Annotated in this window: 23 protein-coding genes; 14 read left to right on the top strand and 9 right to left on the bottom strand. The window is 66.7% G+C overall.

What is annotated here, in order from left to right; genetic code table 11:
- Positions 1–37: 37 nt before the first annotated feature.
- A complete protein-coding gene (locus IPM80_21740; GenBank protein MBK8960971.1) occupies positions 38–2266 on the bottom strand; it encodes an FAD-dependent oxidoreductase in 2229 nt (742 codons plus the stop codon).
- Between the two features lie 96 nt (positions 2267–2362).
- Between IPM80_21740 and IPM80_21735 the strand changes: the two genes are divergently transcribed.
- Positions 2363–3136 (top strand): DUF547 domain-containing protein, encoded by a 774-nt coding sequence (locus IPM80_21735; GenBank protein MBK8960970.1) that lies wholly within the window; start codon positions 2363–2365, stop codon positions 3134–3136.
- Between the two features lie 21 nt (positions 3137–3157).
- Here the strand turns inward: IPM80_21735 and IPM80_21730 are convergent, their stop codons facing one another.
- On the bottom strand, positions 3158–5353 hold the full coding sequence (locus tag IPM80_21730) for an AMP-binding protein (GenBank protein MBK8960969.1): 2196 nt from the start codon (positions 5351–5353) through the stop codon (positions 3158–3160).
- 61 nt (positions 5354–5414) lie between these two features.
- The gene (locus tag IPM80_21725; protein ID MBK8960968.1) at positions 5415–6917 is read right to left on the bottom strand and encodes a LysM peptidoglycan-binding domain-containing protein; all 1503 of its coding nucleotides are present in this window, start codon (positions 6915–6917) and stop codon (positions 5415–5417) included.
- Between the two features lie 260 nt (positions 6918–7177).
- Here IPM80_21725 and IPM80_21720 point away from each other — a divergent pair, with 260 nt between their 5' ends.
- From IPM80_21720 to dnaQ, 3 genes are read left to right on the top strand one after another with little or no spacing between them, the layout of a single operon-like run.
- Positions 7178–7963: a methyltransferase domain-containing protein gene (locus IPM80_21720; GenBank protein MBK8960967.1), complete on the top strand. Its 786-nt coding sequence runs from the start codon at positions 7178–7180 to the stop codon at positions 7961–7963.
- A complete protein-coding gene (rnhA, locus tag IPM80_21715; protein MBK8960966.1) occupies positions 7960–8415 on the top strand; it encodes a ribonuclease HI in 456 nt (151 codons plus the stop codon). Before IPM80_21720 ends, rnhA begins: the two co-directional genes overlap by 4 nt.
- Before the next feature lie 21 nt (positions 8416–8436).
- Positions 8437–9141, top strand: coding sequence for a DNA polymerase III subunit epsilon (gene dnaQ, locus IPM80_21710; GenBank protein MBK8960965.1), 705 nt, complete (start codon positions 8437–8439; stop codon positions 9139–9141).
- Between the two features lie 83 nt (positions 9142–9224).
- Here the strand turns inward: dnaQ and grxD are convergent, their stop codons facing one another.
- Both grxD and IPM80_21700 read right to left on the bottom strand, forming a co-directional pair.
- Positions 9225–9539 carry a Grx4 family monothiol glutaredoxin gene (grxD, locus tag IPM80_21705; GenBank protein MBK8960964.1) on the bottom strand — a complete coding sequence of 105 codons (315 nt, stop codon included), beginning with the start codon at positions 9537–9539 and terminating at the stop codon, positions 9225–9227.
- 119 nt (positions 9540–9658) lie between these two features.
- Entirely contained in the window at positions 9659–11182 is a 1524-nt protein-coding gene (locus tag IPM80_21700) for a hydantoinase B/oxoprolinase family protein (GenBank protein MBK8960963.1), read from the bottom strand.
- 166 nt (positions 11183–11348) lie between these two features.
- Between IPM80_21700 and IPM80_21695 the strand changes: the two genes are divergently transcribed.
- The 5 genes from IPM80_21695 (at position 11349) to rpoS (ending at position 16396) form a co-directional block, all read left to right on the top strand.
- Positions 11349–12539, top strand: a complete 1191-nt coding sequence (locus IPM80_21695; GenBank protein ID MBK8960962.1) for an acetylornithine transaminase — start codon at positions 11349–11351, stop codon at positions 12537–12539.
- Between the two features lie 16 nt (positions 12540–12555).
- Positions 12556–13464 (top strand): ornithine carbamoyltransferase, encoded by a 909-nt coding sequence (gene argF / locus IPM80_21690; protein ID MBK8960961.1) that lies wholly within the window; start codon positions 12556–12558, stop codon positions 13462–13464.
- A gap of 147 nt (positions 13465–13611) precedes the next feature.
- Complete coding sequence (locus IPM80_21685; GenBank protein MBK8960960.1) at positions 13612–14247, top strand: protein-L-isoaspartate(D-aspartate) O-methyltransferase; 636 nt, start codon at positions 13612–13614, stop codon at positions 14245–14247.
- Positions 14248–14384: 137 nt separating this feature from the next.
- Positions 14385–15305 (top strand): peptidoglycan DD-metalloendopeptidase family protein, encoded by a 921-nt coding sequence (locus IPM80_21680; GenBank protein MBK8960959.1) that lies wholly within the window; start codon positions 14385–14387, stop codon positions 15303–15305.
- Between the two features lie 14 nt (positions 15306–15319).
- A complete protein-coding gene (rpoS, locus tag IPM80_21675; protein MBK8960958.1) occupies positions 15320–16396 on the top strand; it encodes an RNA polymerase sigma factor RpoS in 1077 nt (358 codons plus the stop codon).
- A 16-nt stretch (positions 16397–16412) separates the two neighbouring features.
- Here the strand turns inward: rpoS and IPM80_21670 are convergent, their stop codons facing one another.
- Positions 16413–16889, bottom strand: a complete 477-nt coding sequence (locus tag IPM80_21670; protein MBK8960957.1) for a hypothetical protein — start codon at positions 16887–16889, stop codon at positions 16413–16415.
- 77 nt (positions 16890–16966) lie between these two features.
- Here IPM80_21670 and adk point away from each other — a divergent pair, with 77 nt between their 5' ends.
- The 4 genes from adk (at position 16967) to IPM80_21650 (ending at position 21511) form a co-directional block, all read left to right on the top strand.
- A complete protein-coding gene (adk, locus tag IPM80_21665; GenBank protein MBK8960956.1) occupies positions 16967–17617 on the top strand; it encodes an adenylate kinase in 651 nt (216 codons plus the stop codon).
- 193 nt (positions 17618–17810) lie between these two features.
- Positions 17811–17987: a hypothetical protein gene (locus IPM80_21660; GenBank protein MBK8960955.1), complete on the top strand. Its 177-nt coding sequence runs from the start codon at positions 17811–17813 to the stop codon at positions 17985–17987.
- 360 nt (positions 17988–18347) lie between these two features.
- Positions 18348–20777, top strand: a complete 2430-nt coding sequence (mrcB, locus tag IPM80_21655) for a penicillin-binding protein 1B (protein ID MBK8960954.1) — start codon at positions 18348–18350, stop codon at positions 20775–20777.
- Entirely contained in the window at positions 20774–21511 is a 738-nt protein-coding gene (locus IPM80_21650) for a tetratricopeptide repeat protein (GenBank protein ID MBK8960953.1), read from the top strand. Before mrcB ends, IPM80_21650 begins: the two co-directional genes overlap by 4 nt.
- A 13-nt stretch (positions 21512–21524) precedes the next feature.
- Here the strand turns inward: IPM80_21650 and IPM80_21645 are convergent, their stop codons facing one another.
- Both IPM80_21645 and IPM80_21640 read right to left on the bottom strand, forming a co-directional pair.
- Positions 21525–21848: an EscU/YscU/HrcU family type III secretion system export apparatus switch protein gene (locus tag IPM80_21645; protein ID MBK8960952.1), complete on the bottom strand. Its 324-nt coding sequence runs from the start codon at positions 21846–21848 to the stop codon at positions 21525–21527.
- A gap of 3 nt (positions 21849–21851) precedes the next feature.
- A complete protein-coding gene (locus IPM80_21640) occupies positions 21852–23084 on the bottom strand; it encodes a hypothetical protein (GenBank protein MBK8960951.1) in 1233 nt (410 codons plus the stop codon).
- 69 nt (positions 23085–23153) lie between these two features.
- On the opposite strand from IPM80_21640, the gene IPM80_21635 reads away from it, so the two are divergent.
- Positions 23154–24044 carry a pentapeptide repeat-containing protein gene (locus IPM80_21635; protein MBK8960950.1) on the top strand — a complete coding sequence of 297 codons (891 nt, stop codon included), beginning with the start codon at positions 23154–23156 and terminating at the stop codon, positions 24042–24044.
- A gap of 10 nt (positions 24045–24054) precedes the next feature.
- On the opposite strand, the gene amrA is transcribed toward IPM80_21635, so the two are convergent.
- Positions 24055–24624: an AmmeMemoRadiSam system protein A gene (amrA, locus tag IPM80_21630; protein ID MBK8960949.1), complete on the bottom strand. Its 570-nt coding sequence runs from the start codon at positions 24622–24624 to the stop codon at positions 24055–24057.

Raw genomic sequence — 24624 nt, 5'->3', positions numbered from 1 at the left:
AACGCTGGGCGCGGGCGCTCGAAAGGTGTCGCCGCGCTCAGCCCTCGCGCCGCCACGCGTGGTAGCGCGCCAGCCACCCCATCACGCGCGGCCAGGCATGCGCGCGACGCCAGGCGCCGGCCGCCATCTTGTTGGCCTCGGCCAGCGTCGGGTAGACATGGATGGTGCCGAGGATCTTGCCGAGGCCGAGCCCGTGCTTCATGGCCAGCACGAACTCGGCAATCATCTCGCCGGCATGCTCGCCGACGATGGTCACGCCGAGGATGCGGTCGCTGCCGGGCGGTGTCAGCACCTTGACGAATCCTTGCGTGGCGCCGTCGGCGATGGCGCGATCGAGTTCGGCGAGCGGGTAGCGCGTGACTTCAAAGGCGATGCCCCGCGCGCGCGCTTCCCGCTCGTTGAGGCCGACGCGCGCCACTTCCGGATCGACGAAGGTGCACCAGGGCATGACGCGGTAATCGACGGCGAAACGCTTGAGGTTGCCGAACAAGGCATTGACGGTCGCGTACCAGGCCTGGTGCGAAGCGGCGTGGGTGAACTGGTAAGGGCCCGCCACGTCGCCGCAGGCAAACACGCTGGGCAGATGGGTTTCGAGATAATCGTTGACCGCCAGCGCGCCGTTGTCGGTGAGCGGCACGCCGAGTTCTTCCAGGCCGAAGCCTTGCACCCGCGGGCGTCGACCAAGCGCGATGATGACTTCATCGAAAGCCACGCTGAAACCGTGGCGCTGGTCGCCGTCGGTGCGCTCGCACATGAGGGTGCGGCCGTCGTCGTCGCTGACGAAGCGCGTGGCGCGCGCGTTGAGCTCGACCCGTATGCCTTCGTCGCGAAAGACCTCGGCCAGCAGCGCGCCGACTTCGTCATCCTCGCGCGGCAATAGTTGCGCCGCCATGTCGACCACCGTCACTTCGCTGCCGAGCCGCGCGAAGGCCTGCGCCAGCTCGCACCCGATAGGGCCGCCGCCCAGCACCAGCAGGCGCGGCGGCAGGCGCCGCAGATCCCACAGCGTGTCGGAAGTGAGATAGGCAATCGCGTCGAGTCCCGGGATGGGCGGCACGTGGGGCTCGGCGCCGGTGGCGAGAATGATGGCGCGCGCCGACATCTCGCGCTCACCCACCGCCACGCGGTAGGGTGACAGCAGCCGCGCGTTGCCTTGTATGCACTCGACGCCGAGGCTTTCGAAGCGCGCCACCGAATCATGGGGCGCAATCTCGGCGATGACCTCGCGCACCCGCGCCATGATGTCGGCGAAATCGAACTCGACGCTCATGTGACGAATGCCGAGGCGCGCGGCATGGCGCGCCTGGTGCACCTGCCGCGCCACTTTCAACAGCGCCTTGGATGGCACGCAGCCGGTATTGAGACAGTCGCCGCCCATGCGTTGCTGCTCGACGAGCGTGACCTTGGCGCGCAGGCTGGCGCCGATCAGCGCCGCCACCAGCCCGGCCGAGCCGGCGCCGATCACGATCACGTTGCGATCGACCTGCGCCGGTGGCGGATGGTCGGCGAGGAAACGTCGACGCTTGAGCGCGTCCCGCAGGTGCGTGGCCAGCAATGGAAACAGGCCCAGCAGCAGCAACGACACCAGCACCGGCGTCGTCAGCACATCGCCGAGGGATTCGACGCGCGCGAGCTGCGTGCCGGCGTTCACGTACACCATGGTCGCCGGCAGCATGCCGAGCTGGCTGTAGTGCATGAAGTCGCGCACGCGGATCGGCGTCAAGGCCATTACCACGTTGACCACCACGAACGGGAACAGCGGCACCAGGCGCAGGCTCAACAGGTAGGATGGCCCGTCGCTGCGAATACGACGGTTGATGGCCTCGAGCCGATGGCCGAAGCGCGCCTGCACCGCGCCGCGCAGCACGTGGCGCGCCACCAGGAAGGCGCAGGTCGCGCCCAGCGTGCTGGCGAAGGACACCAGCAGCGTGCCCCATGTGAACCCGAACAGCGCGCCGGCGGCGAGGGTCATGACCGCCGCGCCGGGGATCGACAGCGCCGTCACCAGCACGTAGGTGGCAAAGCCCCAGGCCATGGCCGTGCCGCGGTCGGCGCTGACCCAAGTCGCGAGTCGCGCCTGCTGTGCTTTCAGGGTGGCGAGGTTGAGGTAGGCGCCGGGATCCAGGGCCAGTATCGCCAGCACGCCGATGACCAGCGCTGCCAGCAGCGCCGCCCGCCCGCGGCTCACGGCGCGCGACCGGGCCGGCGCGCGGCCACGTCGAAGGGAGTCGTGTACACTGCCGCCCGCGGACCGGGGCGGGCCCATCGGCCACGCCGCGCGCCGCGGCGCCGGCACGGCTCGGTACTCGACGCTGACCGTTGGCGCCCAAGCTGAAATTCGTTCATGACACAGGTAACTCCAGTGAAGGCATCATTGAACTCCCTCGTGCTGGCCGGCCGATTCCTCGCGCTTGGCCTGTTGCTGGTCACCGCCAGCGTTGCCCAGGCCGCCGATTCGCGCGCCTTGAACGCGCTGTTCGACGGCGTGGTGTCCGAGCACGTCAAGGATGGCTACGTCGATTATCCCGCCATCGCGCGCAACGTGCGCTTCACCAAGTACCTCGAATCGCTGGCCGAGTTCAATCTCGACTCGCTGACCGACGACAAGGAAAAGCTCGCTTTCTGGCTGAACGTCTACAACGCGCTGGTGATCAAGAACATCATCGACGGCAAATCGCCCAACGGCATGATGGATCACATGACCTTCTTCGGCAGCAACATCAAGATCGGCGGCCGCGGCTTCGATCTCAATGCCATCGAAGGCGACATCCTGCGCAAGTTCAAGGACCCGCGCGTGTATTTCGGCATCGTGCCGGCCACCTCGTCGGCGCCCAAGCTGCGTTCGCAGGCCTTCACCGGCGAACAAGTCGATCAGCAGCTCGAAGCGGCGGCCCGTGACTTCATCAACGACAAGCGTCGCAACCGTTTCTCCGCCGCCCTGCAGGCCGCCAAGCTGTCCAAGATCTTCGAGGAGCACCGCGCCGAGTTCGGCAAGAGCGACAAGGAACTGCTGACCTACGTGGCGGGCTACGTGAACGACGAAGAGGTGGCCAAGATCTTGAAGCGCGGCACCTACGACGTGAAGTTCATGGATTACGACGCCACCATCAACGGCAATTCCATCCAGTCGCACTGAGGCGGCGCCAGCGCGGCGCGTTCAGGCCTGCTGGCGCAGGTACAGTTCGCGCAACGCCGGGTAGTTGATCTTGCCCGAGCCGAGCAGCGGCATGGCATCGTGATGGATGATGTGTCGCGGCAGTGCCAGCTCGCTGTGCGCGGCGGTACGCAGCGCCGCCAACAGGTCGGCGCGATTGACCGCCTCGGTATCGCTGAACAGCACGATTTGTTCGCCCTTGCGTGCATCGGCCACCGCCAGCGCGGCGTGTATGCCGCGCGGCCACAGTTGCGCGGCCAACTCCTCGATGATCGCCAGTGACACCATTTCACCGCCAACCTTGGCAAAGCGCTTGGCGCGGCCCTTGATGCTCACGTAGCCGTCGTCGTCCAGCGCGACGATGTCGCCGGTCGCGTACCAGCCGGCGCCGTTGCGCTGTGTCCACGGCGGAATGATGGTGCCGTCGCTGCCGTGGAAGAGATAACCCTGCATGATGTTCGGACCGCGCACCACCAGTTCGCCGCCCTCGGCGATGCCCGCCACCGGCTCGAGATAGTGTTCGGTCATGGCCAGCAGTCTGCCGACGCTGCCGCGGCGCGCGGCGAGGGGATGATTGACGGCGATCACCGGGCTCGCTTCGGTCGCGCCGTAGCCTTCGAAGATGCGCACCCCGAAGCGCTCCGCCCACAGTGCGCGGGTGTCGTCGGTGAGTCTCTCGGCACCTGCGATCACGTAACGCATGCGCTGCATGTCGAAGTCGTGCGCATGCTGCGCGTAGGCGCGCAGAAAGGTGTTGGTGCCGAACAGACAGGTGACGTTCAGTTCGTAACAGAGCTCGGGCACCAGGCGGTAGTGGAGCGGGCTCGGGTACTGGTAGCTCGGACAGCCCTTCAGCAAGGGCAGCAGTACGCCGCCCAGCAGGCCGAAGGCGTGGAATACCGGCAGCACGTTCAGCACGCGGTCGCCACGCGTGAGATCGAGCAGCGATTGCACCTGCGCGAAGTTCGCGAGCAGGTTGGCGTGCGACAGCACCACGCCCTTGGGGATGCCCTCCGAGCCGGAGGTGAACAGCACCACGGCGGCCTGCCCGGCATCGACCGCGCCACCCAGCAGGCGCAGCGCGGTGAGCGGCACGCGCGCCGCCAACGCGCCGGCGAGCTTGGCCAGCGGGCCGATAGTTGCGCGCAGATCCTCGAGGTACACGAGCTTGACCAGGCCCTCGATGGCGCTCACCTCGGCCTCCAGCGCGGCGCCCTGGATGAAGGCGCGCGAGGTCACCACCAGGCGCACGTTGCCGGTCTCGATGGCGGTGACGAGGCCACGCGCGCCGGCGGTGAAGTTCAGCATCGCGGTCTGGCGCCCACGCGAGGCGCAGGCGAGCAAGGTGACGACCGTGGCGGCGGTGCTCGGCAACAACACGCCGACGCGTTCGCGCTCGCCGAGTTGTCGCGTGAGCGCGCCGCCCAGCACCAGCGCGCGGGTCAGGAGATCGCGATAGCGAAGGCGCGCGCCGGTGGCGTCCTCCAGCACGCATTGCGACATGCCATGGTTGCGACCGGCGCGCACCACCGCCGCGAACAGCGTCTCGTGGTGAAAGGCGGCCGTGTAGCTGACCTCCAGCATGGTGGTCAGCAGCGCATCGGCGGCGCGCGCCCGCCGCTCGCTGCCGCGCGCCTCGGCTGGCACCGCGAGGCGGCGCGCCGGCAACACCGTCAGGGTGATGGCCGGCAAGCAGCGTTGCCGCACCTTGCCGCGCAGGCCCGAGAAATGCGAATACTGCGGACCGTCGATCGCGACCGGCAGGAGCTCGGCCTCGGCGTGCTCGGCGATGAGCGCCGCGCCTTCGTAGATTTTCATCAGCGCCGCGCTGGTCGCCACGCGGCCTTCGGGAAAGATCATGAGCGCGCGGCCGTCACGCAGCAGGTGGGTGAGCGACTTGATGGCGCCGGGGTTGAGGGTGTCGAGTTCGTGCCAGTCGACCAGACGCAACAGCGCTCGTACCCACGGTCGGCGCGCGGTGGCGGGACTGACGGCGAACACCGGCTCGAGCGGCAGGAACAGGTACAGCAGCAGGCCGTCGATGAGCGAGGGATGATTGGCGACCAGCATGACGCGCGCACCGGCCGCGCGCAGGTGCTCGAGGCCGCGCACCTCGACCCGGCACAGCACCCGCAGCAGGGCGGCGGCGCAGGTGCGCAGCAGGCCCGTGGGCAGGGAAGACCGGCGCGGATGCATCATGGCGCCGGCATCGCCGGGCATGGAACGCGCAAGGGAATGGGCCGCGCGACGGCGGCGGCGCTCAGGTTTCGCCGTTGATGACGAGGCGTTGTCCGGGTTGCAGCGGCGTGGTGTCGGTCGGCAGCCGATTCCACTTCTTCAGGGCGTCGACCGAGACATTGAAGCGCCGAGATATTGTCCACAGAGAATCCCCTTCCCGGACCTGGTAGCGCGGTTCTTCGGCGGTGTCGGCGTTGGCCAGCGACACGCCGGGCAGTTCGCCGCGCGCCGCGACGCTCGGCAAGCGCAGCTTTTGTCCGAGCTTGAGCACGCTACGCGCAGTGAGGCCGTTGGCTTGCGCCAGGGCTTCGGCGCTCACGTGGTGGCGCTTGGCGATGTCCCACAGGTTATCGCCATTGCTGACCACGTGCACCGCGGGCGCCGATTTGACGGCCACGCGCGGCGCCTTGCCGCCCTTGGCATCGGCGACGCGCTTGGCGCTGTCGGGCAGTCGCAGGACCTGGCCTAGGCGCAGCTTGGTCGAACCAAGGTGGTTTACCTCGCGCAGCGCGCGTACCGACACGCCGGCCCGCGCCGCGATCAGCGACAGTGAATCGCCGGCGCGCACCGTGTGTTGACGCTGACCGGCGCGGCTCGGCGCTGCCTGGGCGACTTCGCTACGGACTTCGGGCAGACGCCGCACTTCGTCGGACAAGGACGACAAGGCCAACACCACGTCATCGCCATGACCGTGGGCCACCAGCACGCGGGTCGCGCCGGCCACCGTGGTCTGGCGCACGAAGGCGGGATTGATGGTCAGCAATTCCTTGGCGGACAGACCGCTGGCACCGGCGATCCGCGACAGCGGCAGGTTGATGCCGACGTCGGCGACGTCGAAGTAGGGGCGGTTCGGGATCTCGACAGGCTTGATGCCGAACGCGGCCGGCTCGGCGACCAGCGCCGCGACATTGATCAGGCGTTCGACGTAGGCGCGCGTGCCACCCGGCAGGCTCAGCGACCAGAAGTCGGTGGGGCGACCGCGATCGCGATTACGCGCCACCGCCTGTTGCACGGTGCGCTCGCCGCAGTTGTAGGCGGCGATGGCCAGCAGCCAGTCGCCATTGAAGTGATCGCGCAGCTGCTCGAAATAATGCAGCGCCGCGTCGGTGCTGGCGACCACGTCGCGACGACCGTCGTACCAGGACGTCTGCTCGAGGCCGAAGCGTTGACCGGTGCTCGGGATCAGTTGCCACAGACCGGCCGGCCCGCCGCGCGAGCCCGCAGCGGGATTGAAGCCGCTTTCCAGAAGGGGAATCAGCGCCAGTTCGTAGGGCAACTTGCGCTTGTCGAGTTCGCTGACCACGAAGTGCAGGTAGGGACGGGATTGCACGGCGCCGTTTTCGATGACGCTCTTGGCGTACTGAACTTTTTTCAGGGGGTGGCGCGGGAAATGATGCGGGGTCTTGTGCAGCGTGAGGCCGTCGCCAATCTTGCGCCACAGGTCGGGGCCCTGCACCGGCTCTTCGACGTTGCGCACGACTTCGCGTGCGGGCGCCGGTGCGTCGGGCTCCTCGGGCAGCGTCAAAGGCTTCACCTGCGGCCCCGGATGCGGTGTGTTCTGAACGAACGGGACCGGCACCGTGCAGCCGAAAAGCGCAGCGCTGAGCAGGGCGATAAAAGCCCCTGTCCGGATGTGGTTTCCCCCCAACATGGGGGTAATGTAGAAAGGCCCGGGGGCCGAGGTCAACCCCAAGCGTTGCGCCGGCGCGTGGCCCCGTGCCAAGCTTCCGACCGTTTCCTGACCTCGGCCCACGCCGCGCTTTCGCATTTATCTGTCTGTTTTTGATGAAAATAAATTCCAACGAAGGTTTCGGCGACGCCGGCCTCGCGGCGGCGTTGAGGCGCTGGTACCAGGCGCCTCCCGGCAGCCTGCTGGCGGAGGTCGAGCGTCGGCTGCTGGCTCGCTACCTGCCGGATCTGTTCGGCTTCCACATCGTGCAACTCGGTTGTCACCACGTCGACGGGCTCATCGATGCCAGTCGCGTCACGCACAAGGTGCGCATCGATCTCGGGCATACGCTCAACGTCGAGGCCGACATGCATTGCGTCGAGGACGCGCTGCCGCTGCAGGCCAACTCCATCGACGTGCTGGTGCTGCCGCACGTGCTGGAGTACGCCATCGACGCGCACCGCGTGCTGCGCGAAGCCGAGCGTGTGCTGATCGGTGAAGGGCATCTCGTGATCCTGGGCTTCAATCCCTGGAGCTTGTTCGGTGTGCGTTCGCTGCTGAGCCGCTGGCAGGGGCGCGCGCCCTGGCATGGTCGCTTCATCGGCGTGGCGCGGGTCAAGGACTGGCTGCAGTTGCTCGGCTTCGACGTGCTGCACGTCGAGCGCGGCAGCTATCGACCGCCGGCGCGCGGCGCCAAGCTCAATCTCCATCTCGAATTCATGGAGCGCCTGGGGGCGTTCTGCTGGCCGGTGCTCGGCAACATGTATCTCATCGTCGCGCGCAAGCGCGTCGAAGGCCTGACCCCGCTGCGCGCCAGCTGGCGCCAACGCCGGCGGCTGGTCGCCGGCAGCGTCATCGAACCCACCACGCGCGCGCGTCTGCGCGGCAAATCCGCGCCATGAGCAGCGACGCCGACGTCGTCGAGATCTACACGGACGGCGCCTGCCGCGGCAATCCCGGCCCGGGCGGCTGGGGCGCGCTGCTGCGCTATCGCGGGCGCGAACGGCATATCAAGGGCGCCGCGGCGAGCACCACCAACAACCGCATGGAACTGACCGCCGCCATCGAGGCGCTCGGCGCCCTGACGCGCAAGAGTCGCGTTCACATCCACACCGATTCACAATACGTGAAGAACGGCATCACCGAATGGATGGCGAACTGGAAGAAACGCGGCTGGAAGACCGCCAATCGCGAGCCGGTCAAGAATGTCGACCTGTGGCAGTTGCTGGACCAGGCCTGTGCCGCCCACGAGGTGCGCTGGTACTGGGTGAAGGGGCACGCCGGGCACGTCGACAACGAACTGGCCGACAGCCTGGCCAATGCCGCCATCGATGAAATGCTGGCCGCGCGCTGAGCGCGCGCCGTGGAGACAGTCATGCGTCAAATCGTGCTCGATACCGAAACCACCGGCCTGGAAGCCTCGCAGGGGCACCGCATCATCGAAATCGGCTGCGTGGAAATCGTCAACCGGCGCATCACCGAGCGCCGTTACCAGCAGTACATCAATCCCGAGCGCGACATCGACGCCGGCGCGGTCGAGGTGCATGGCATCACCCTCGCCGATCTCGCCGAGCGGCCGACCTTCGCCGACATCGCCATGGAGTTCGTCGAGTTCGTGCGCGGCGCCGAGCTTGTCATCCACAACGCGAGCTTCGACGTCGGCTTCCTGAACATGGAATTGGAACGGCTCGGACCGGCGTGGGGCCGCACCGAGGACTACTGCACGGTGTTCGACACCTTGCCGCTGGCGCGCGAGATGCACCCCGGCCAGCGCAACAGCCTGGACGCGCTGTGCAAACGTTATGACGTCAGCAACGCCCATCGCGAACGTCACGGCGCGCTGCTCGACGCCGAGCTGCTGGCGGAGGTGTACCTGGCCATGACCGGCGGCCAGGCGACGCTGGCGCTGGATGCCGGACGCCGCCAGGAGCGTCACCCCGGCGCCCAGGCGCGGCCACTGCAAAGACCGAGTTCGCTGGTGGTGGTGATGCCGAGCGCCGAGGAACTGGCGGCGCACGAGCTGGCGCTCAAGGCCGTCGACAAGGCCAGTCGCGGTCAGTGCGTGTGGATGAAATCCTGAGCAGGGGCGTCATGCGACGCCGGGGCGGGGTGTGCGCCGTTGGAGACCGGCGCACACCGTCGATAAGGGAATGAGAAGCTGACTTAAGCCAGGGCTTCCTGGGTCATGCGCTGCAGGTCGCCGCTCTGGTACATGCCGAGCACGATGTCGCAGCCGCCAACCAGTTCGCCGTTGATGAACACCTGGGGGAAGGTCGGCCAGTCGGAATAGCGCGGCAGGTTCTGGCGCATTTCCGGCTCCGCCAGCACGTCCACCGAGTGGAAGTCGACGCCACAGGCCTTGAGGGCTTCGACCGTGCGCATCGAGAAGCCGCATTGCGGAAACTGCGGCGTGCCCTTCATGAAGATCACGATGGGATTGGTCTCGACGATGTTCTTGATACGTTCCAGGGCGTCCATACGCTCTCCTTCAATATGATGGGTGCCAGCGCCGCCACCGTTCGAACTCGGCGGGCCGCGAGGGTTGCCGGCAGTCTAAGATTTTCGCCCGTGTTTTCAAACGGGCATTCGCTGGGGGATTAAGCCGCGCCCCAGCCGCCGCCGCCGGCGGACATCACCGTCAGGCGATCGCCGGCCTTGAGATCGACTTCACATTTGCTCGCGAGCGGCGTGTCGTTGAGGGCATTGCGCCCGCGCGCGCCGGCCGCGCCGCCGGCCAGTCCCCACGGCGCGGTATCGCGGCGTTCGCTGAGCACCGTCACCGCCGCGTCGGCCAGAAACTCGTAGCAGCGTTCGATGCCGTCGCCGCCGCGATGGCGCCCGGCGCCGCCACTACCGCGTCGTATGGCATAGCGCCGGATGCGCAGCGGATAAGTCATCTCCAGCACTTCGACCGGCGTGTTCAAGGTGTTGGTCATGTGCGAGTGCACCGCGTCCAGACCGTGATTGCCGGCGTGGGCGCCGGTGCCGCCGCCGATGGTTTCGTAATAGTCCCAGCCCGCGCCGCCCATCGCGACATTATTCATGCTGCCGTTGGCGGCGGCGGGAATGCGTTGCGGCAGCGCCTGGGCGAGCGCGCCCAAGATCACGTCGACGATACGCTGACTGGTTTCGCAGTTGCCGGCCGCGACCGCCGCCGGCCGCGCGGCGTTCAACACCGAGCCCGGTGTCGCCACGATCTCGAGCGGGCGCAGCGAGCCGGCGCACGGCGGCGTGTCGCGCGGCATGAGGCTGTAGAACACGTAATAGACGGCGGCCGCGGTGACCGCCAGCGGGCAGTTCAGGTTGCCTGCCACCTGCGCGGCAGAGCCGCTGAAATCGACCCGCGCGCGGCCGTCGGCGAGGGTGACCGCGACTTTGAGCGGCACCTGGCCGGCGACGATGCCGTCACCATCGAGCGCGTCGACATATACATAGGTGCCGGCCGGCAGCGCCGCGAGCGCGCCGCGCGCGAGCGTCTCGGCGTAATCGTTGACCGCCGCCAGGCCGTTCTCGAAGTCGCGCGCGCCGAGGCGCCGGAACAACGCGCCGAGACGTTCCAGCCCGATGCGGTTGCTGCTGACCTGGGCGGCGAGATCGGCCAGTGTCGCCGCCGGGTTGCGCAGCCGCGCCGCCAGCAGGGCGTGCATGTCGGCATCGGCTTGGCCGCCGCGCAGCAGGTGTCGCGGCGCGATCACCAGGCCTTCCTCGTCGAGCGTTCGCGACAAGGGCATGGAACCCGGGCGCGCGCAGCCGATGTCGGCGTGGTGGGCGCGGTTGGCGACGAAGGCCACGCAGGCGCCATCGATGAACAGCGGCGCGATGACGGTCACGTCCGGCAAATGGGTGCCGCCCAGGTAGGGGTCGTTGACGATGATCATGTCGCCGGCTTGCCAATCGATGGCGCTGACGATGCCGCGCATCGCGAAGGCCATGCTGCCGAGGTGCACCGGGATGTGGGCGGCCTGCGCGCACAGTTCGCCGCGCGCGTCGAACAGCGCGCAGGAATAATCCAGTCGGTCCTTGATATTGGGCGACAACGCCGCGCGACGCAGCGTCGCGCCCATCTCGCGGCATATGGACGAGAGCCGCTTGACGAACAGTGACAAGGCGATGGAATCCACTCTATCTCACCGTTTCCATTGGCTTTTCAGCGGGGCTTGTGTTGCATAATACGGGACTCTTTCGCACAATGCGCAACAGGATGCGCTGACAGTCGCGCGCATCCCGTTTCACTCTGCAGCCCGGCCATGCGGCCGGGTTTTGTTTTTTTGGCGGGGCATGAAGGCTATGGCAGCAGCGGGTATACCAGGATTGATGTCGAACTACGGGCGCATGGACGTGACGTTCAGTCACGGTCGCGGCGCGTGGTTGTGGGACACCGAGGGACGTCCGTATCTCGACGCGCTGTCGGGCATCGCGGTATGCGGCCTCGGCCACGCCCATCCCGACGTGACCGCCGCCATCGCCGCCCAGGCCACACGCCTGCTGCACACCTCCAATCTCTACCGCGTCGAACGCCAGGAACAACTCGCCACTCGGCTGTGCGCGCTGTCGGGCATGGACCGCGTGTTCTTCTGCAATTCGGGCGCCGAGGCCAACGAGGCCGCGATCAAGATCGCGCGCAAGTTCGGCCATGAAAAAGGCGTGGCGCGGCCCGCGGTGATCGTCACCGACGGCAGCTTCCATGGCCGCACGCTGGCGACCTTGAGTGCGACCGGCAACGCCAAGGTGCACGCCGGCTTCGAGCCCTTGGTCGAAGGTTTCGTGCGGGTGCCCTATGACGATGTCGACGCGGTCGGCAACGCCGCCGGCAATGCCGACGTCGTCGCGGTGCTGGTCGAACCGGTCGAAGGTGAAGGCGGTATCGTGGTGCCGGAGGCGCGCTATCTCGCGGCGCTGCGCAAAATCTGCGACGACCGCGGCATCCTCTTGATGCTCGATGAAGTGCAGACCGGTATGGGGCGCACCGGACGCTGGTTCGCCCATCAGCATCACGGCATCGTGCCGGACGTCATGACGCTCGCCAAGGGACTCGGCAACGGCGTGCCGATCGGCGCCTGCGTGGCGCGCGGCGCGGCTGCCGAGGTCCTGCAGCCCGGCACCCACGGTTCGACTTTCGGTGGCAATCCGCTGGTGTCGGCGGCGGCGCTGGCGGTGATCGATACCATGGAGCGCGACGGCCTGGTGCAACGTGCCGGCACGCTCGGCGCGCGCATGGTTGCCGATTTCAAGCACGCGCTGGCGGGCAACAAGGCAGTCGTCAGCATCCGCGGCCATGGCCTCATGCTCGGCATCGAGCTCGATCGCGGTTGCTACGACCTGGTCAAGCTGGCCCTCGCCCAGGGGCTCTTGATCAATGTCACCGCCGACAAGACCGTGCGCCTGCTGCCGCCCCTCATCCTGTCGGACGACGAGGCTCGGCAAGTGGTGACTCGGGTGGCCGGCCTCATCAACGAATTCACCGGCCACGCGGCCTGAGTTCGCGGGCACGCTCATGGCGCTACGGCACTTCCTATCCTTAGACGACCTCGGCGGCGACGAGATCCGCGCGCTGCTGGATCGGGCGCTGGAACTCAAGCGCTGGCGGCGCGCCGGTCGTCGCCCGCCCTTGTTCGCGCACAAGACGCTGGCGATGATTTTCGAGAAGTCCTCGACCCGCACGCGCGTGTCCTTCGAGGGCGCGATGGCGGAGGGCGGTGGCAAGGCCATTTTCCTGTCCAGCCAGGAATCGCAACTCGGCCGCGGCGAACCGCCGGAAGACACCGCGCGCGTGCTGTCGCAACTGGCCGACGCCATCATGGTGCGCACCTTTGCCCACGACACCGTCGAGCGCATCGCGCGCTGCGCGACGGTGCCGGTCATCAACGGCTTGACCGACACGCTGCATCCCTGCCAGGTGCTGGCCGATCTGTTGACCTACCTCGAACATCGCGGTGATATCGCCGGCAAGCGCGTGGCCTGGGTTGGCGACGGCAACAACATGTGCAACACCTTCATCAGCGCCGCGCGGCTCATGAATTTCGAACTGCGCGTGGCGACGCCGGCGGCCTATGCGCCGAGCGTCACGGTCCATCCCATCGGCGACGCGCGCGTGAGCCTCGGGCACGATCCCAAGGCCGCGGTGCGCGACGCCGACCTGGTGGTGACCGACGTGTGGGCGAGCATGGGCCAGGAACAGGAAGCAGACGCGCGCCGTGAAGTGTTCCGTCCTTTCCAGGTCAACGCCGAACTCATGGCGCTCGCGGCGCCGTCGGCCTTGTTCATGCATTGCCTGCCGGCCCACCGCGGCGAGGAAGTGACCGCCGAGGTCATCGACCATCCGGCCAGCGTGGTGTGGGACGAGGCGGGCAACCGCCTCCACGCACAGAAGGCGCTACTCGAATTCCTGTTGAACCCCCGTTGAGTCGCTTGACGCATCGCTTGCGAAGCAGGTGGCCATGGCGCCGCGCGCGACGCCGTGAATTGACAGCATCTGGCGCCGCCGCTAGCGTGTCGGCGCATTCACCATCCAGCTAAGTGCAAGCGAGTGGCTGATCCCCGTGGCATAGGCATGACCTCCCAGCGCGCGCGCAATCGCCTCGTGGAGCAATTGCGCCGTATGGGCATCGAGACCGAAGCGGTGCTGGAAGTGATCCGAACCACGCCGCGTCACCTGTTCGTCGATGAAGCGCTCGCCAGCCGTGCCTACGAAAACACCGCGCTGCCCATCGGCTTCGGCCAGACCATCTCGCAACCTTACATCGTCGCCGCCATGACCGCCGCCTTGTACACCACCGGCCCGCTCGAGCGGGTGCTGGAGGTCGGCGCGGGTTGCGGTTACCAGAGCGCAGTGCTGGCGCAGCTCGCCAAGCGCGTGTTCAGCATCGAGCGCATCGAGGCGCTCGCCAACAAGCTGCGCCAGCGGCTGATGGATCTGCGCATCAACAACGTGCGCGTGCGTCACGGCGATGGCTACCAGGGATGGCCGGCCCATGCGCCCTTCGATGCGATCCTGGTGGCGGCGGCGCCGGTCACCGTGCCTCCGGCCTTGCTCGAGCAGCTCGCGGTGGGTGGACGCCTGATCATCCCGGTCGGCCGCGCCGGCCACCAACAGATGTGCCTGTACACGCGCGGCGAAGAGGGCATCGAGGAAACCGTGCTCGAACGCGTGAGCTTCGTGCCTCTGCTCGAAGGACTGGGGCAGTAACGCATCGATGCTGAAGACGGCTTGCGCAAGGAACGCCGATGCAATGTGCGCCGCGAACGGAGGAAGGCGTGATGGATGAACGCGCAATGCATGGACGCCGGGCCGGCGCGGGCGCGCCACTCGCCGTGTGGTGCGCGATGGCGCTGCTGATCGCCGGCTGCGCCAGTGACTACCAGGCGCCCATCGAACAGAAGCCGGCCTTGCCCAGCGTGGCGCGTGCGACGCCCGCCGTGGCGCCGCGCGTGACCCGCGCGCCGGCGACCGACAACGACCAGGGCGTGCCCGCCGTGCACGTGGTTGCGAGCGGTGACAAGCTGCTGACCATCGCGTGGCGCTATGGACTCGACGTGCGCGATCTCGTGCGCTGGAACCAGCTCTCCAATCCGGATCTGATCGTGATCGGCCAGGCGCTGCGCCTGCGCCCACCGCCACCGGTGGCGCCGCCGCGCATGCCACCGAGCGCCGCGGCAACGGCACCGCGCGTGGCGCCGCCATCGCCCGCCGCGCCGCTGCCCAAGCCCGCGCCGCGCATCAGCATGGCGCCGATCGAGGCAGCGCCGAGCGCGCCACCCGCTGCCGCGGCCGCGCCCACTTCGCCATCACCGCGTGCCGCGCCGGTCATGACGACGGACAATGCCAACGACAAACCAATGGCGAGCGACGCCGGCAGCAACCTCGCATTGAACAAAGCCGGTGTGCGCTGGATGTGGCCGGCGCAAGGAAAAGTATCGGCGGCCGATGCAGGTTCGGTGACCAAGGGCATCGACATTCGCGGCGCGCGCGGACAAGCGGTCAAGGCCGCCGCGGGTGGCACGGTGGTCTATAGCGGAAGTGGACTGCGGGGCTACGGTGAGCTTATCATCATCCAGCACAATGACACGTTCCTCAGCGCCTACGCGCACAATGAAGCGCGCTTGGTACAGGAAGGCCGCCACGTCGATGCGGGGGAAACGATCGCACGAATGGGGAACTCGGATACCACAGACGTGATGCTGCATTTCGAGATTCGTCGAAATGGAAAGGCAGTCGATCCGCTGCAATACCTTCCGAACCGATAGCGCCTTCAACACCCATGGCCGGTCACCGTGGCAAACCACCCGCGAGCGAGAAGCCGGAAGATGCCGTTGAACCCGGCGCCGTAGCGGCGGGTGAGGCCGAGTTCGAGGCCGACGCCGACCTCGAAATCAACGACGAACTCGTCGAGCTCGACGAGGAATTCGACCCCGCCGCCGAGCCGCTGGATGCGGAGTCCGACGGCGACGCCGCGGTCGCCGAAGTGCCGCAGTTCGTGGCCGGCGAAGTCTCCCAGGGCGACATGGATGCGACCCGCCTCTATCTCAACGAAATCGGGTTTTCACCGCTGCTGAGCGCCGCCGAGGAAGTGCACTTCTCGCGCCTGTCGCTGCGTGGAGACGTCGCCGCGCGCAAGCGCATGATAGAGAGCAACCTGCGCCTGGTGGTCAAGATTGCGCGGCGCTACATGAATCGCGGCCTGGCATTGCTTGACCTCATCGAGGAAGGCAACCTGGGCCTGATCCGCGCGGTCGAGAAATTCGACCCGGAACGCGGCTTCCGTTTTTCGACCTACGCCACGTGGTGGATACGCCAGACCATAGAGCGCGCGCTGATGAACCAGACGCGCACCATCCGGCTGCCGATCCATGTCATCAAGGAGATCAACATCTACCTGCGCGCGGCGCGACAGCTGGCGCAGAAGCTCGACCGCGAGCCGAGCCCCGAGGATGTCGCCAACCTGCTCGACCGGCCCATCGACGACGTCAAGCGCATGCTGGGACTGAACGAACGCATCGCCTCGGTTGACGTGCCCGCCGAGCGCGATTCGGAACGCTCGCTGCTCGAGACCATACCCGACGAGCATAACCGCGACCCCGCCAACCTGCTGCAGGACGAAGACGTGCAGCGCCACCTCGAGATCTGGCTGGCGCAGTTGAACGACAAGCAGCGCGCGGTGGTGGAGCGTCGCTTCGGATTGCACGGTCGCGAGATCGCGACCCTCGAGGAAGTCGGCAACGAGATCGGTGTCACGCGTGAGCGCGTGCGGCAGATCCAGATTGAAGCGTTGCGGCGCCTGCGCCAGATCCTCGAACGCGAGGGCTTCTCGGTCGACGCACTGTTCGCCGATTTGTGAGTGAGGCGGTGCGGCTTCAGAGCATGTACAGGGCCGCGATCACGGCGCGGTCTTCACTGACCAGGATATTGAACATCCGACACGCCGCGCCGGTGTCCATCGACTCCAGCGCGACGCCGGCTGCCGCCATCTGGACGCTGCGCGCATGATCGACGAAGCGCTGGCGCGAGCCGCTGCCGATCAGGATGATCTCCGGCCGCAGCGCGGCCATCTGTTCGAAATGTCCGGCGTCGAGTTGATCGAATGCGGTCGGCAGCATATCGGTATGAATGTCCGTGGGGGTGACCACGCATGGTGCCTCGATGCGCGTGTCGCGCACGCGTATCCAGCCGGGGCCGTAGGCGGCGATGGACAGAAGGCCGGAGTGCTGGTCGAAATCGATTTTCATGGGTGTGGATTGCTGCTTGCCGACGGCCATTTTATGCCGCGAAACGCAGCTTCTGGCCAGCCGCGCCTGCCGCGGGTCCGTCGCTGTGAACTCGAGCGAATTCACGGTCGCGATGCCAAGTGCCTCGCGCCAACATCATCCAGGCAACTTTTAAATTGACGTTACAGGAAAGAGGTTAAGGCATGCGTATCATTCTGCTAGGCGGGCCCGGCGCGGGCAAAGGAACCCAGGGCGACGTGCTGTGCGCGCACTTCGGCATTCCCAAGATTTCCACCGGCGACATGCTGCGCGCCGCGGTGCGCGACGGCACGCCCCTGGGATTGGCGGCGAAGGGCATCATGGATGCCGGTGGCTTGGTGTCCGACGACATCATCCTCGGCCTCATCGGCGAACGCGTGAAGGCCGCCGATTGCGCGCGTGGTTTCCTGTTCGATGGATTCCCGCGCACCATTCCGCAGGCCGAAGGCCTCGCCGCCGCCGGCGTCGAGATTGATTACGTGGTCGAGATCGCGGTCGATGATGAAGAGATCGTCAAACGCATGTCCGGCCGTCGCGTGCATCCGGCCTCGGGGCGTTCCTATCACGTGGTGTTCAATCCGCCGAAGGTCGCGGGCAAGGATGACCTGAGCGGCGAAGATCTCATTCAACGCGACGACGACAAGGAAGAGACGGTGCGCAAACGTCTTGCCGTCTATCACGAACAGACCATGCCGCTGGTCGACTTGTACTCGCGCGCCGCGAACGACAATCCGCGTCTCAAGTACGTGCGCGTGAACGGCATCGGTGAAGTCGATGCGATCAGCAAGACGATCATCAAAGCGTTGTCGGCATGACGCATGAATAAAGTTCGAGGAAACATTGCCGACATTGCCCATGGCAATGACGAGTGTTGTGCCGTCAGCACAAATCTAATCGCAGATCAAAAAATTTCTGCAATTGCATTGCAGTTATTTTTTTTGTGATGTATATAGGCCACTGTGGTGTTGCGTTATTAATCTCAACCAATAGTTGAAAGGGGGCCTCTACATGGCGAAGGCAAAGAAGAAGGCAGCGAAAAAGAAAGTAGCTGCGGTTGCAAAGAAGAAGGTTGCTAAGAAGAAGGCACCTGCCGCGAAGAAGAAGGCAGTTGCGAAGAAAAAGGTAGCGAAGAAGAAGGCTACCAAGAAGAAAGCATCCAAGAAAAAGGTAGCGAAAAAAAAGTAACGGCGCGCGACAGCCAGACTGAAGAACTGGAGCGGCTGGACGCCGCCAAAGCAGAAGTCCGAGCCCGCCTTGCCATGCGCAGGGAGGCAGCCCGGCTAAGGAAAGCCGAGCAGACCAAGCGAGCAGCGATGAAGAAGGCTGTCGATTCCTTTACAAGGAAGTGGGAGCGGGAATACGACAGGAAGCATAAGACTTCCTGAATGTGCCCCACCTCCCGAAGGCTGCGACGATTGCACCGTCCGACCAGCGGTTGGACGGTGTTTCGCGACAGACGACCGATTCAAGCCCTTCCTTCGCGGGAAGGGCTTTTATTTTGGCCAGGATTTGGCTTTTCCCCTGGGTTTCTTCACGATTCGAGCCGTGGCCAACAACAGCAAGAAGCGTGACCTGCCGCAGGTGCGCAACGAACCGCGCATCAAGCGTGCCGCCGCGCCGCCACCTTCCAGGACCGGCAAGTCGTCGGGCGGCCCGCCGCCGCCGCGACCGCCGCGATTCCGCCGCACGCGATTCTTCCTGCGCCATCTGCTCATCTGGTTGATTCTCGTCGGCCTCGCCTACTGGCTGTGGCTGGACCGCGAAGTGACCAGTGCCTTCGAACACAAGCAATGGGTGTTGCCGGCGCGGGTGTTCGCCCGTCCTCTCGAGCTGTACCCCGGTGCCAACGTGTCGCGCGAACGGCTCACGCGCAAGCTCGATACCCTCGGCTACCAGCGCGTCAGCGCGCCCAACGCCGTCGGCCAGTATCGGGTCGACGGTGAGCGCGTCGAGTTCTTCTCGCGCGGCTTCAAGTTCTGGGACTTTCCTGAAGCCGGTCGTCATGTCGAAGTCAGTTTCTCGAGTGGCGTGCCGGACAGCGTCATCGATCGCGACAACGGCCAGCCCATCGACCTCATGCGCCTCGAACCGCCCGAGATCGGGCGCATCAACCCATCCAGTTTCGAAGACCGCAAGCTGCTGGCCTTCGACGAGGTGCCCAAGCAGTTCGTCGCGGCGCTGGTGGCGGTCGAGGATCGACGCTTCTTCAAGCATCACGGCGTCGACTTCATCGGCCTCATGCGTGCCTTCGCCGTCAACATCATGGCGCAGCGCGTGGTGCAGGGCGGCAGTACGCTCACCCAGCAGCTGGTCAAGAATCTTTACCTCACCCATGAGCGCACCTTGCTGCGCAAGATGAACGAGATCCTGATGGCGGTCTCCCTGGAGCGGCAGTACTCCAAGGAGAAGATCATCGAGACCTACATGAACGAGGTGTTTCTCGGCCAGGACGGCAATCGCGCCATCCACGGTTTCGAACTGGCCGCGCACTTCTATTTCGCCAAGCCGCTCAGCGAGCTCGATTGGCTGGAGGCGGCAACGCTGCTCGGCATGGTCAAGGGGCCAACCTTGTTCGATCCGCGCCGTCATCCCGAGCAGTCGAAGGCGCGCCGCGACGTGGTGCTCGGCCTGTTGGCCAATGCCAAGCTCATCCCCGCGGCGGATCTCGAAGCACTGCGCAAAATGCCCTTGAAGCTGCGCGGCGGCGCCGGCGGCGGCAGTCATGAGTACCCGGCCTTCATGGCGCTGGTGCGGCGTCAGCTGTCCCGTGAATACAGCCCACGCGATCTCGATGCGGCCGGGCTCAATATATTCACCACCCTCGACGTGGAGGTGCAGCAGTCCTGTGAAGACGCGATACGCGCGACGCTGCCGGATATCGAGAAGCGCATGCGCAAGCGTGACCTGCAGGGCTCGCTGATCATTCTCGACCCCGCCAGCGGCGAGGTGCTGGGCATGGTGTCGGACCGTGACCCCGACTATGCCGGCTTCAATCGCGTGGTCGATGCGCGCCGTCCCATCGGCTCGGTGGTGAAGCCTCTGGTCTATTCGCTGGCCCTGGGCCAGCCGACGCGCTACTCCCTGTTGACCACCCTCAACGACAGCGCCGTGACCTGGACCGGCCCCGACGGCAAGCGCTGGCAGCCGCAGAACTTCGACAAGAAGGAACACGGCAACGTCAGCTTGCTGTACGCATTGACCCATTCGTTCAACATGGCGACCGTCAATCTCGGCCTGCAGCTCGGCCTGTCGCGCGTCACGACCTACCTTCAGCATCTCGGCGTGCCGGGCAAGCTGGCGCAATATCCGTCGGTGCTGCTGGGCGCGGTGGAGGCGTCGCCGTTGGAGTTGGCGGAGGTCTACACGGTGTTCGCCAACGACGGTTTCCGCGTACCGGCGCGCGTCATCAACGCGGTGACCGATCAGAACCAACGCAAGCTCAAGCGCTATGGCCTGGCCTTGCAGCCGGTGATGGAACCGGCCACCGCGGCCTTGATGCGTTACGCTCTGACACGCGTGGTGGCGGAGGGCACCGCCACGGCATTGGCCGCACAGCTGCCCGGCGTGACGCCCTTGGCGGGCAAGACCGGCACGTCCAATGACAGTCGCGACAGCTGGTTCGCCGGCTTCGGCGGCAACCTGCTGGGCGTGGCGTGGGTCGGGCGTGACGACAACAAGCCCACCGGCCTGACCGGCAGCACGGGCGCCATGCGCGTGTGGGCGGCGGCCATGAAGGGCGCCGCCATCACGCCGCTGGAACTCAAACTACCGGCCGAAGTCGAGTGGCAGAATGTCGACCTGCGCTCGGCCAGTGTGCTGCCCGCCGAATGTCCGACCGGCGTGGCGATGCCCATACACCGCGACAGTCCGGTCCTGCATGCGGATGACTGTTCGCCCGACGCGGCGTCACCGACGCCGGCCGCGCCGTCGGCGCGCGGCAGCGTATTTGATCGTTTGGAGGAGTTGCTGCATTGAAACCGTCCGTCCTGATGCGCGCGCTGATGTTGGCCGCGATGGTGGCAAGCGTGAGTGGCTGCGCGGGCTTGTTCGGTCCTCCCGAACCGCCGGCGCCCATCGAAGATCGCGCGAACAAGCGCGTGGTGGCCACGCAACCGGCGCCGCAGCCGAGTGGCGCGCGGGCCATTCCCCTGCCCGAGCAACCGCGCTTGACGGCGCGACCGCTGATCACCAAACCGGCGATGCCGCGTACCGGCAGTGCGCAAGCGCTGCCGCCGGTGACCATGAGTGACAGCGCGCCGGCCTCGACGCCGGAACTCGGCTTCGCCGCCGAAGCCTTGCCGCCGGAAGATCTCGGCGGCGCGGCAACGCCGCCCGCCGAAGCGTCGACACCCGAGGCCGGTGGCGCGCCGCCCGCGCCGGCCCTGAGCCCGGCCGTGCAAAGCCTCGTCAACGCGGCAAACGACGCAGCCGCCGAGCAGAATTGGGACCGCGCACAGGCCGCGTTGGAACGCGCGGTCAAACTCGCGCCGTCGAAATCGAGCCTGTGGCATCAACTCGCCTACACCCATCTCAAGAGCGGCGACCTCGAGCGCGCGCGCGAAGTCGTGCAACGCGCCTTGTCGTTGGCGGCCAACGACGGACACGAGAATGTCGCGGCCTGGCGACTGCTGGGGGATATCGAACAGGCACGTGGCGACACCGGCGCCGCGCAGATGGCACGCGCCAACGCCACGCGTCTGCTGCGCTAGCGCGCGAGCGGGATCACGGCGCCTTGGCGGCGCCGCGCGCGAGGAGGTCGGGGCGGCGCGCGAGCAGGTGTTCGGGCAACTGGCCGCGCACCGTGTAGGCAAAGGAGATCACCTGCGCAATCGCCACGAACAGCTTGTCAGGGATCTGGCGGCCGAGTTCGACTTCCGCCAGCACTTCTATCAATGCCGGTTCCTGGTCGATAGGCACCTGGTGTTTACGCGCCAGTTCGAGAATGCGCTCGGCGATCTCGCCACGGCCCTTGGCCGTCACGCGCGGCGCCGATTGGCCGTCCCAGTGCAAGGCCACCGCGACATTCACCGCTTGTTCGCGCGCCATGTCCTACACCTTTTCGTTGATCAACTGGCGCGCGCCGATGCGCGGTCGCGCTGAAACCGCCACGGGTGCGATGAAGATCTGATTGACCTCGAGTCCGGCGCCGGCGAGGTCACGCTGTAAATCGCCGATGCGTTCGGCGATTTCACCGTTGAATTCGGCGTCGGTCGAACCGAGGCGCAGGCTCAGGGTGTCGCCCGCCAGCTGCAGGCGCGCGCTGAATTCATGGCCGCCATCCAACTTGAGATTGAGCGTGACGCTGGTGCGCGCCGGTGCGTCGGTGTCGTTCTGGTGGCCGTCGCTTTCCACTTCCATGTGCAACAGGTCGGTATGCGGACCGCGCGCGACGGGCAGGTCGATCATCAAGGGCGTCGCTTGGCCCGCGCTCTGGCCGGCATGCTGTAATTGATTCGATTCGAGGCGCGCCACCACGCTCTCGACCAGGCTCTTGATGTCGGTGGCGCGGTGTTCCGCGCCGGCGTTCGACGGAGGCGCGCTGTCCAGGTTCTGCGCCGTGGGCTGGGCGGTATCGTGCCGCGCCACGGCCTGGGCGTGCAGGGTTTCATGCACAAGCTTGTCGAGTGCGCCGCGCGCTGCCGCGGGCAGGGTGGCAATGTCGGCGGCGAGGCGCGCGAACTGCGCGCGCACATCACCACCCACGTCGGGCGTGCCGCCCTCCTGGACGGAGGCCCGCAGGCGGGCCTCGGTCGGCAGTGCCGCCTGTTCGACGGCGCTGCGCAACTGCGGCGCGTTCTGCAGCTGTTCGGCGCTCGGCAGCGCATTGCGCAGGTTCTGCACGTCGCTCGCGAGCGTGGCCGCGGCACTACGGCCCAAGGCCGCGCCGAGGCCGCGAACATCCTGGCCGAGGATGTCGATGCTCTTCATCAGGCGTTCGGTGTCCTCTATCGTCGCCTGTTGCGGCAGCACGCGGGCGAGTGCGCGACCGAGGGTGTTGGCGGCGGCCGCCGGCTCGTGACCGATCACTTTCATGACCGTCGTGTCGCCGGTCGACGTGACCTTCAGATTGAGTTTCTGACCGACCTCCAGCGGCGCGTCGGTGCGTGCCACCACGATGCGCTTGCCGATCGCGAGCTCGGTGAAGTTTTCCGGGGTTTTGCCGACAACTTTTGCGACCAGGATGTCATTGACCGACCATGACAGCGCCGCGGCCAGACGGGCCGCTACCGGTGTCGCGATCGTCGTCGCGCTGGTGGCAATGGTCGGAAACTGGATCTCCATGACGGGTGCAGCGGCAGCGCGCACCGAAACTTGACCGCGCTGACGGTGAAACGCGGCAGGACATGCAGCATGGGCGCGACGCCTGATCAAACCACGAACGAGCTTTGGTATGTACGCCGCGGCGAGCAGGTGCGCGGTCCCTATCGCTGGGACGTCATCGCGCGCAATGTCGGCCTCGGACGCATCCACGCCGAAGACCGGCTGAGCGTCGATCAACAGGACTGGCTGACGCCGGCCGAAGTGCTGCCGCGCCTGCCGACGGCGGGCGCGCTGGTGGGCGGTGTGCATGACGAACGTCGCGCCCAGCGTCGCCGGGCGAGCGACGCGGTGAGCGTGGACCTCGGCGCCGAGCAACGCGACGGCGACGATCGTCGCGCGGCCGAAGATCTTGCGGTCGTCAATCGCCGCGCGCGTTCGGAGCGCGTGTGGGCCAGCCTGCGTCCCCCTGCGGCAATGAGTAATGCGCGCTTGGCCCTGCTCGCGACGGGATTCGCCCTGTCGGTGTGCCTGGCCTTGGCCATGCGCTTGGCGGGCGCGCCCGAGGTCGCCGCGCCGGATTGCCGGGCCACGGCGGCCAGCGGCATCAACTGGGATTTCTGCGCCAAGCCTGCACAGCAACTCGGCCAGCTCAACCTCGAGGGCATGTCGGCGCGCAACGCGCAGTTGCGCGGCAGCAGCTTGGCCAACGCGCGTCTGCGTGGCGTCGATTTCGCCTACGCCGATCTGACCAGTGTCGATTTCACGCTTGCCGATGCACGCCAGGCCCGCCTGGTGGGCGCGAGCCTCAAGCGCGCGGTGCTCAACCACGCGCGCCTGACCGGCGCCGATCTGAGTTACGCCGACTTGAGCGGCGCCTCGCTGGTCGGCGCCGAACTGAGCGCGGCGCGCCTGGCCAACGCCATCTGGACCGACGGCCGCGTGTGTGCACGCGATTCGATCGGGGTCTGCAACGTGAGATGAGCGCGCGGCGTCAGGTCGCTGCCAACGGCCGCGGCGCCGAGTGCTGGGTGATGTAGCGCTGCACGTTCAGCGCGGTGAGGGGCAGGACTTCTTCGATGCCGGCCTTGCGGCGCAATTCCCGCACGAAAGTGCGCGCATCGGGCAGTTGCCGCCATACGCTCGGCAGGTAGGTCGCGCGCCGTCCGCGGTGTTCGACGATCAAGCCATCCACCCCGACCCGCAGCTCGCGATAGAACGCCGCCTCGTCGGAAAACCGCATGGGTCTTGGTGTCGACAGCACCGATACCTCGACCTCGGTGCGCGGCAATTCAAGCACGGCCAGCGGCGCAAAACGCGGATCGCGCAGTGCCGCCGCCTGCGCATTGGCGGCCACGTCATCGCGTAGCGGACGCTCGGCCAGCAGTGAGCCTATGCAGCCGCGCAGACGTCCGTCCTGCAGCAAGGTGACGAACGAGGCGCCCGCCGTCGCGAAGCGCGCGTAGCGCGGGTCGGTAGGTAGCGTCGCCTCGCCATGCAGCACCGCGCGTATTGTCGCGACGGCCAATTCGCCGAGCAGCGCGAGCTCATCGGTGTCCCACAT

The sequence above is a fragment of the Pseudomonadota bacterium genome (assembly GCA_016719885.1).
GTDB lineage: Bacteria > Pseudomonadota > Gammaproteobacteria.
The sequence above is the reverse complement of the archived record's forward strand: the minus strand, read 5'-3'. Positions and strand labels throughout refer to the sequence as shown.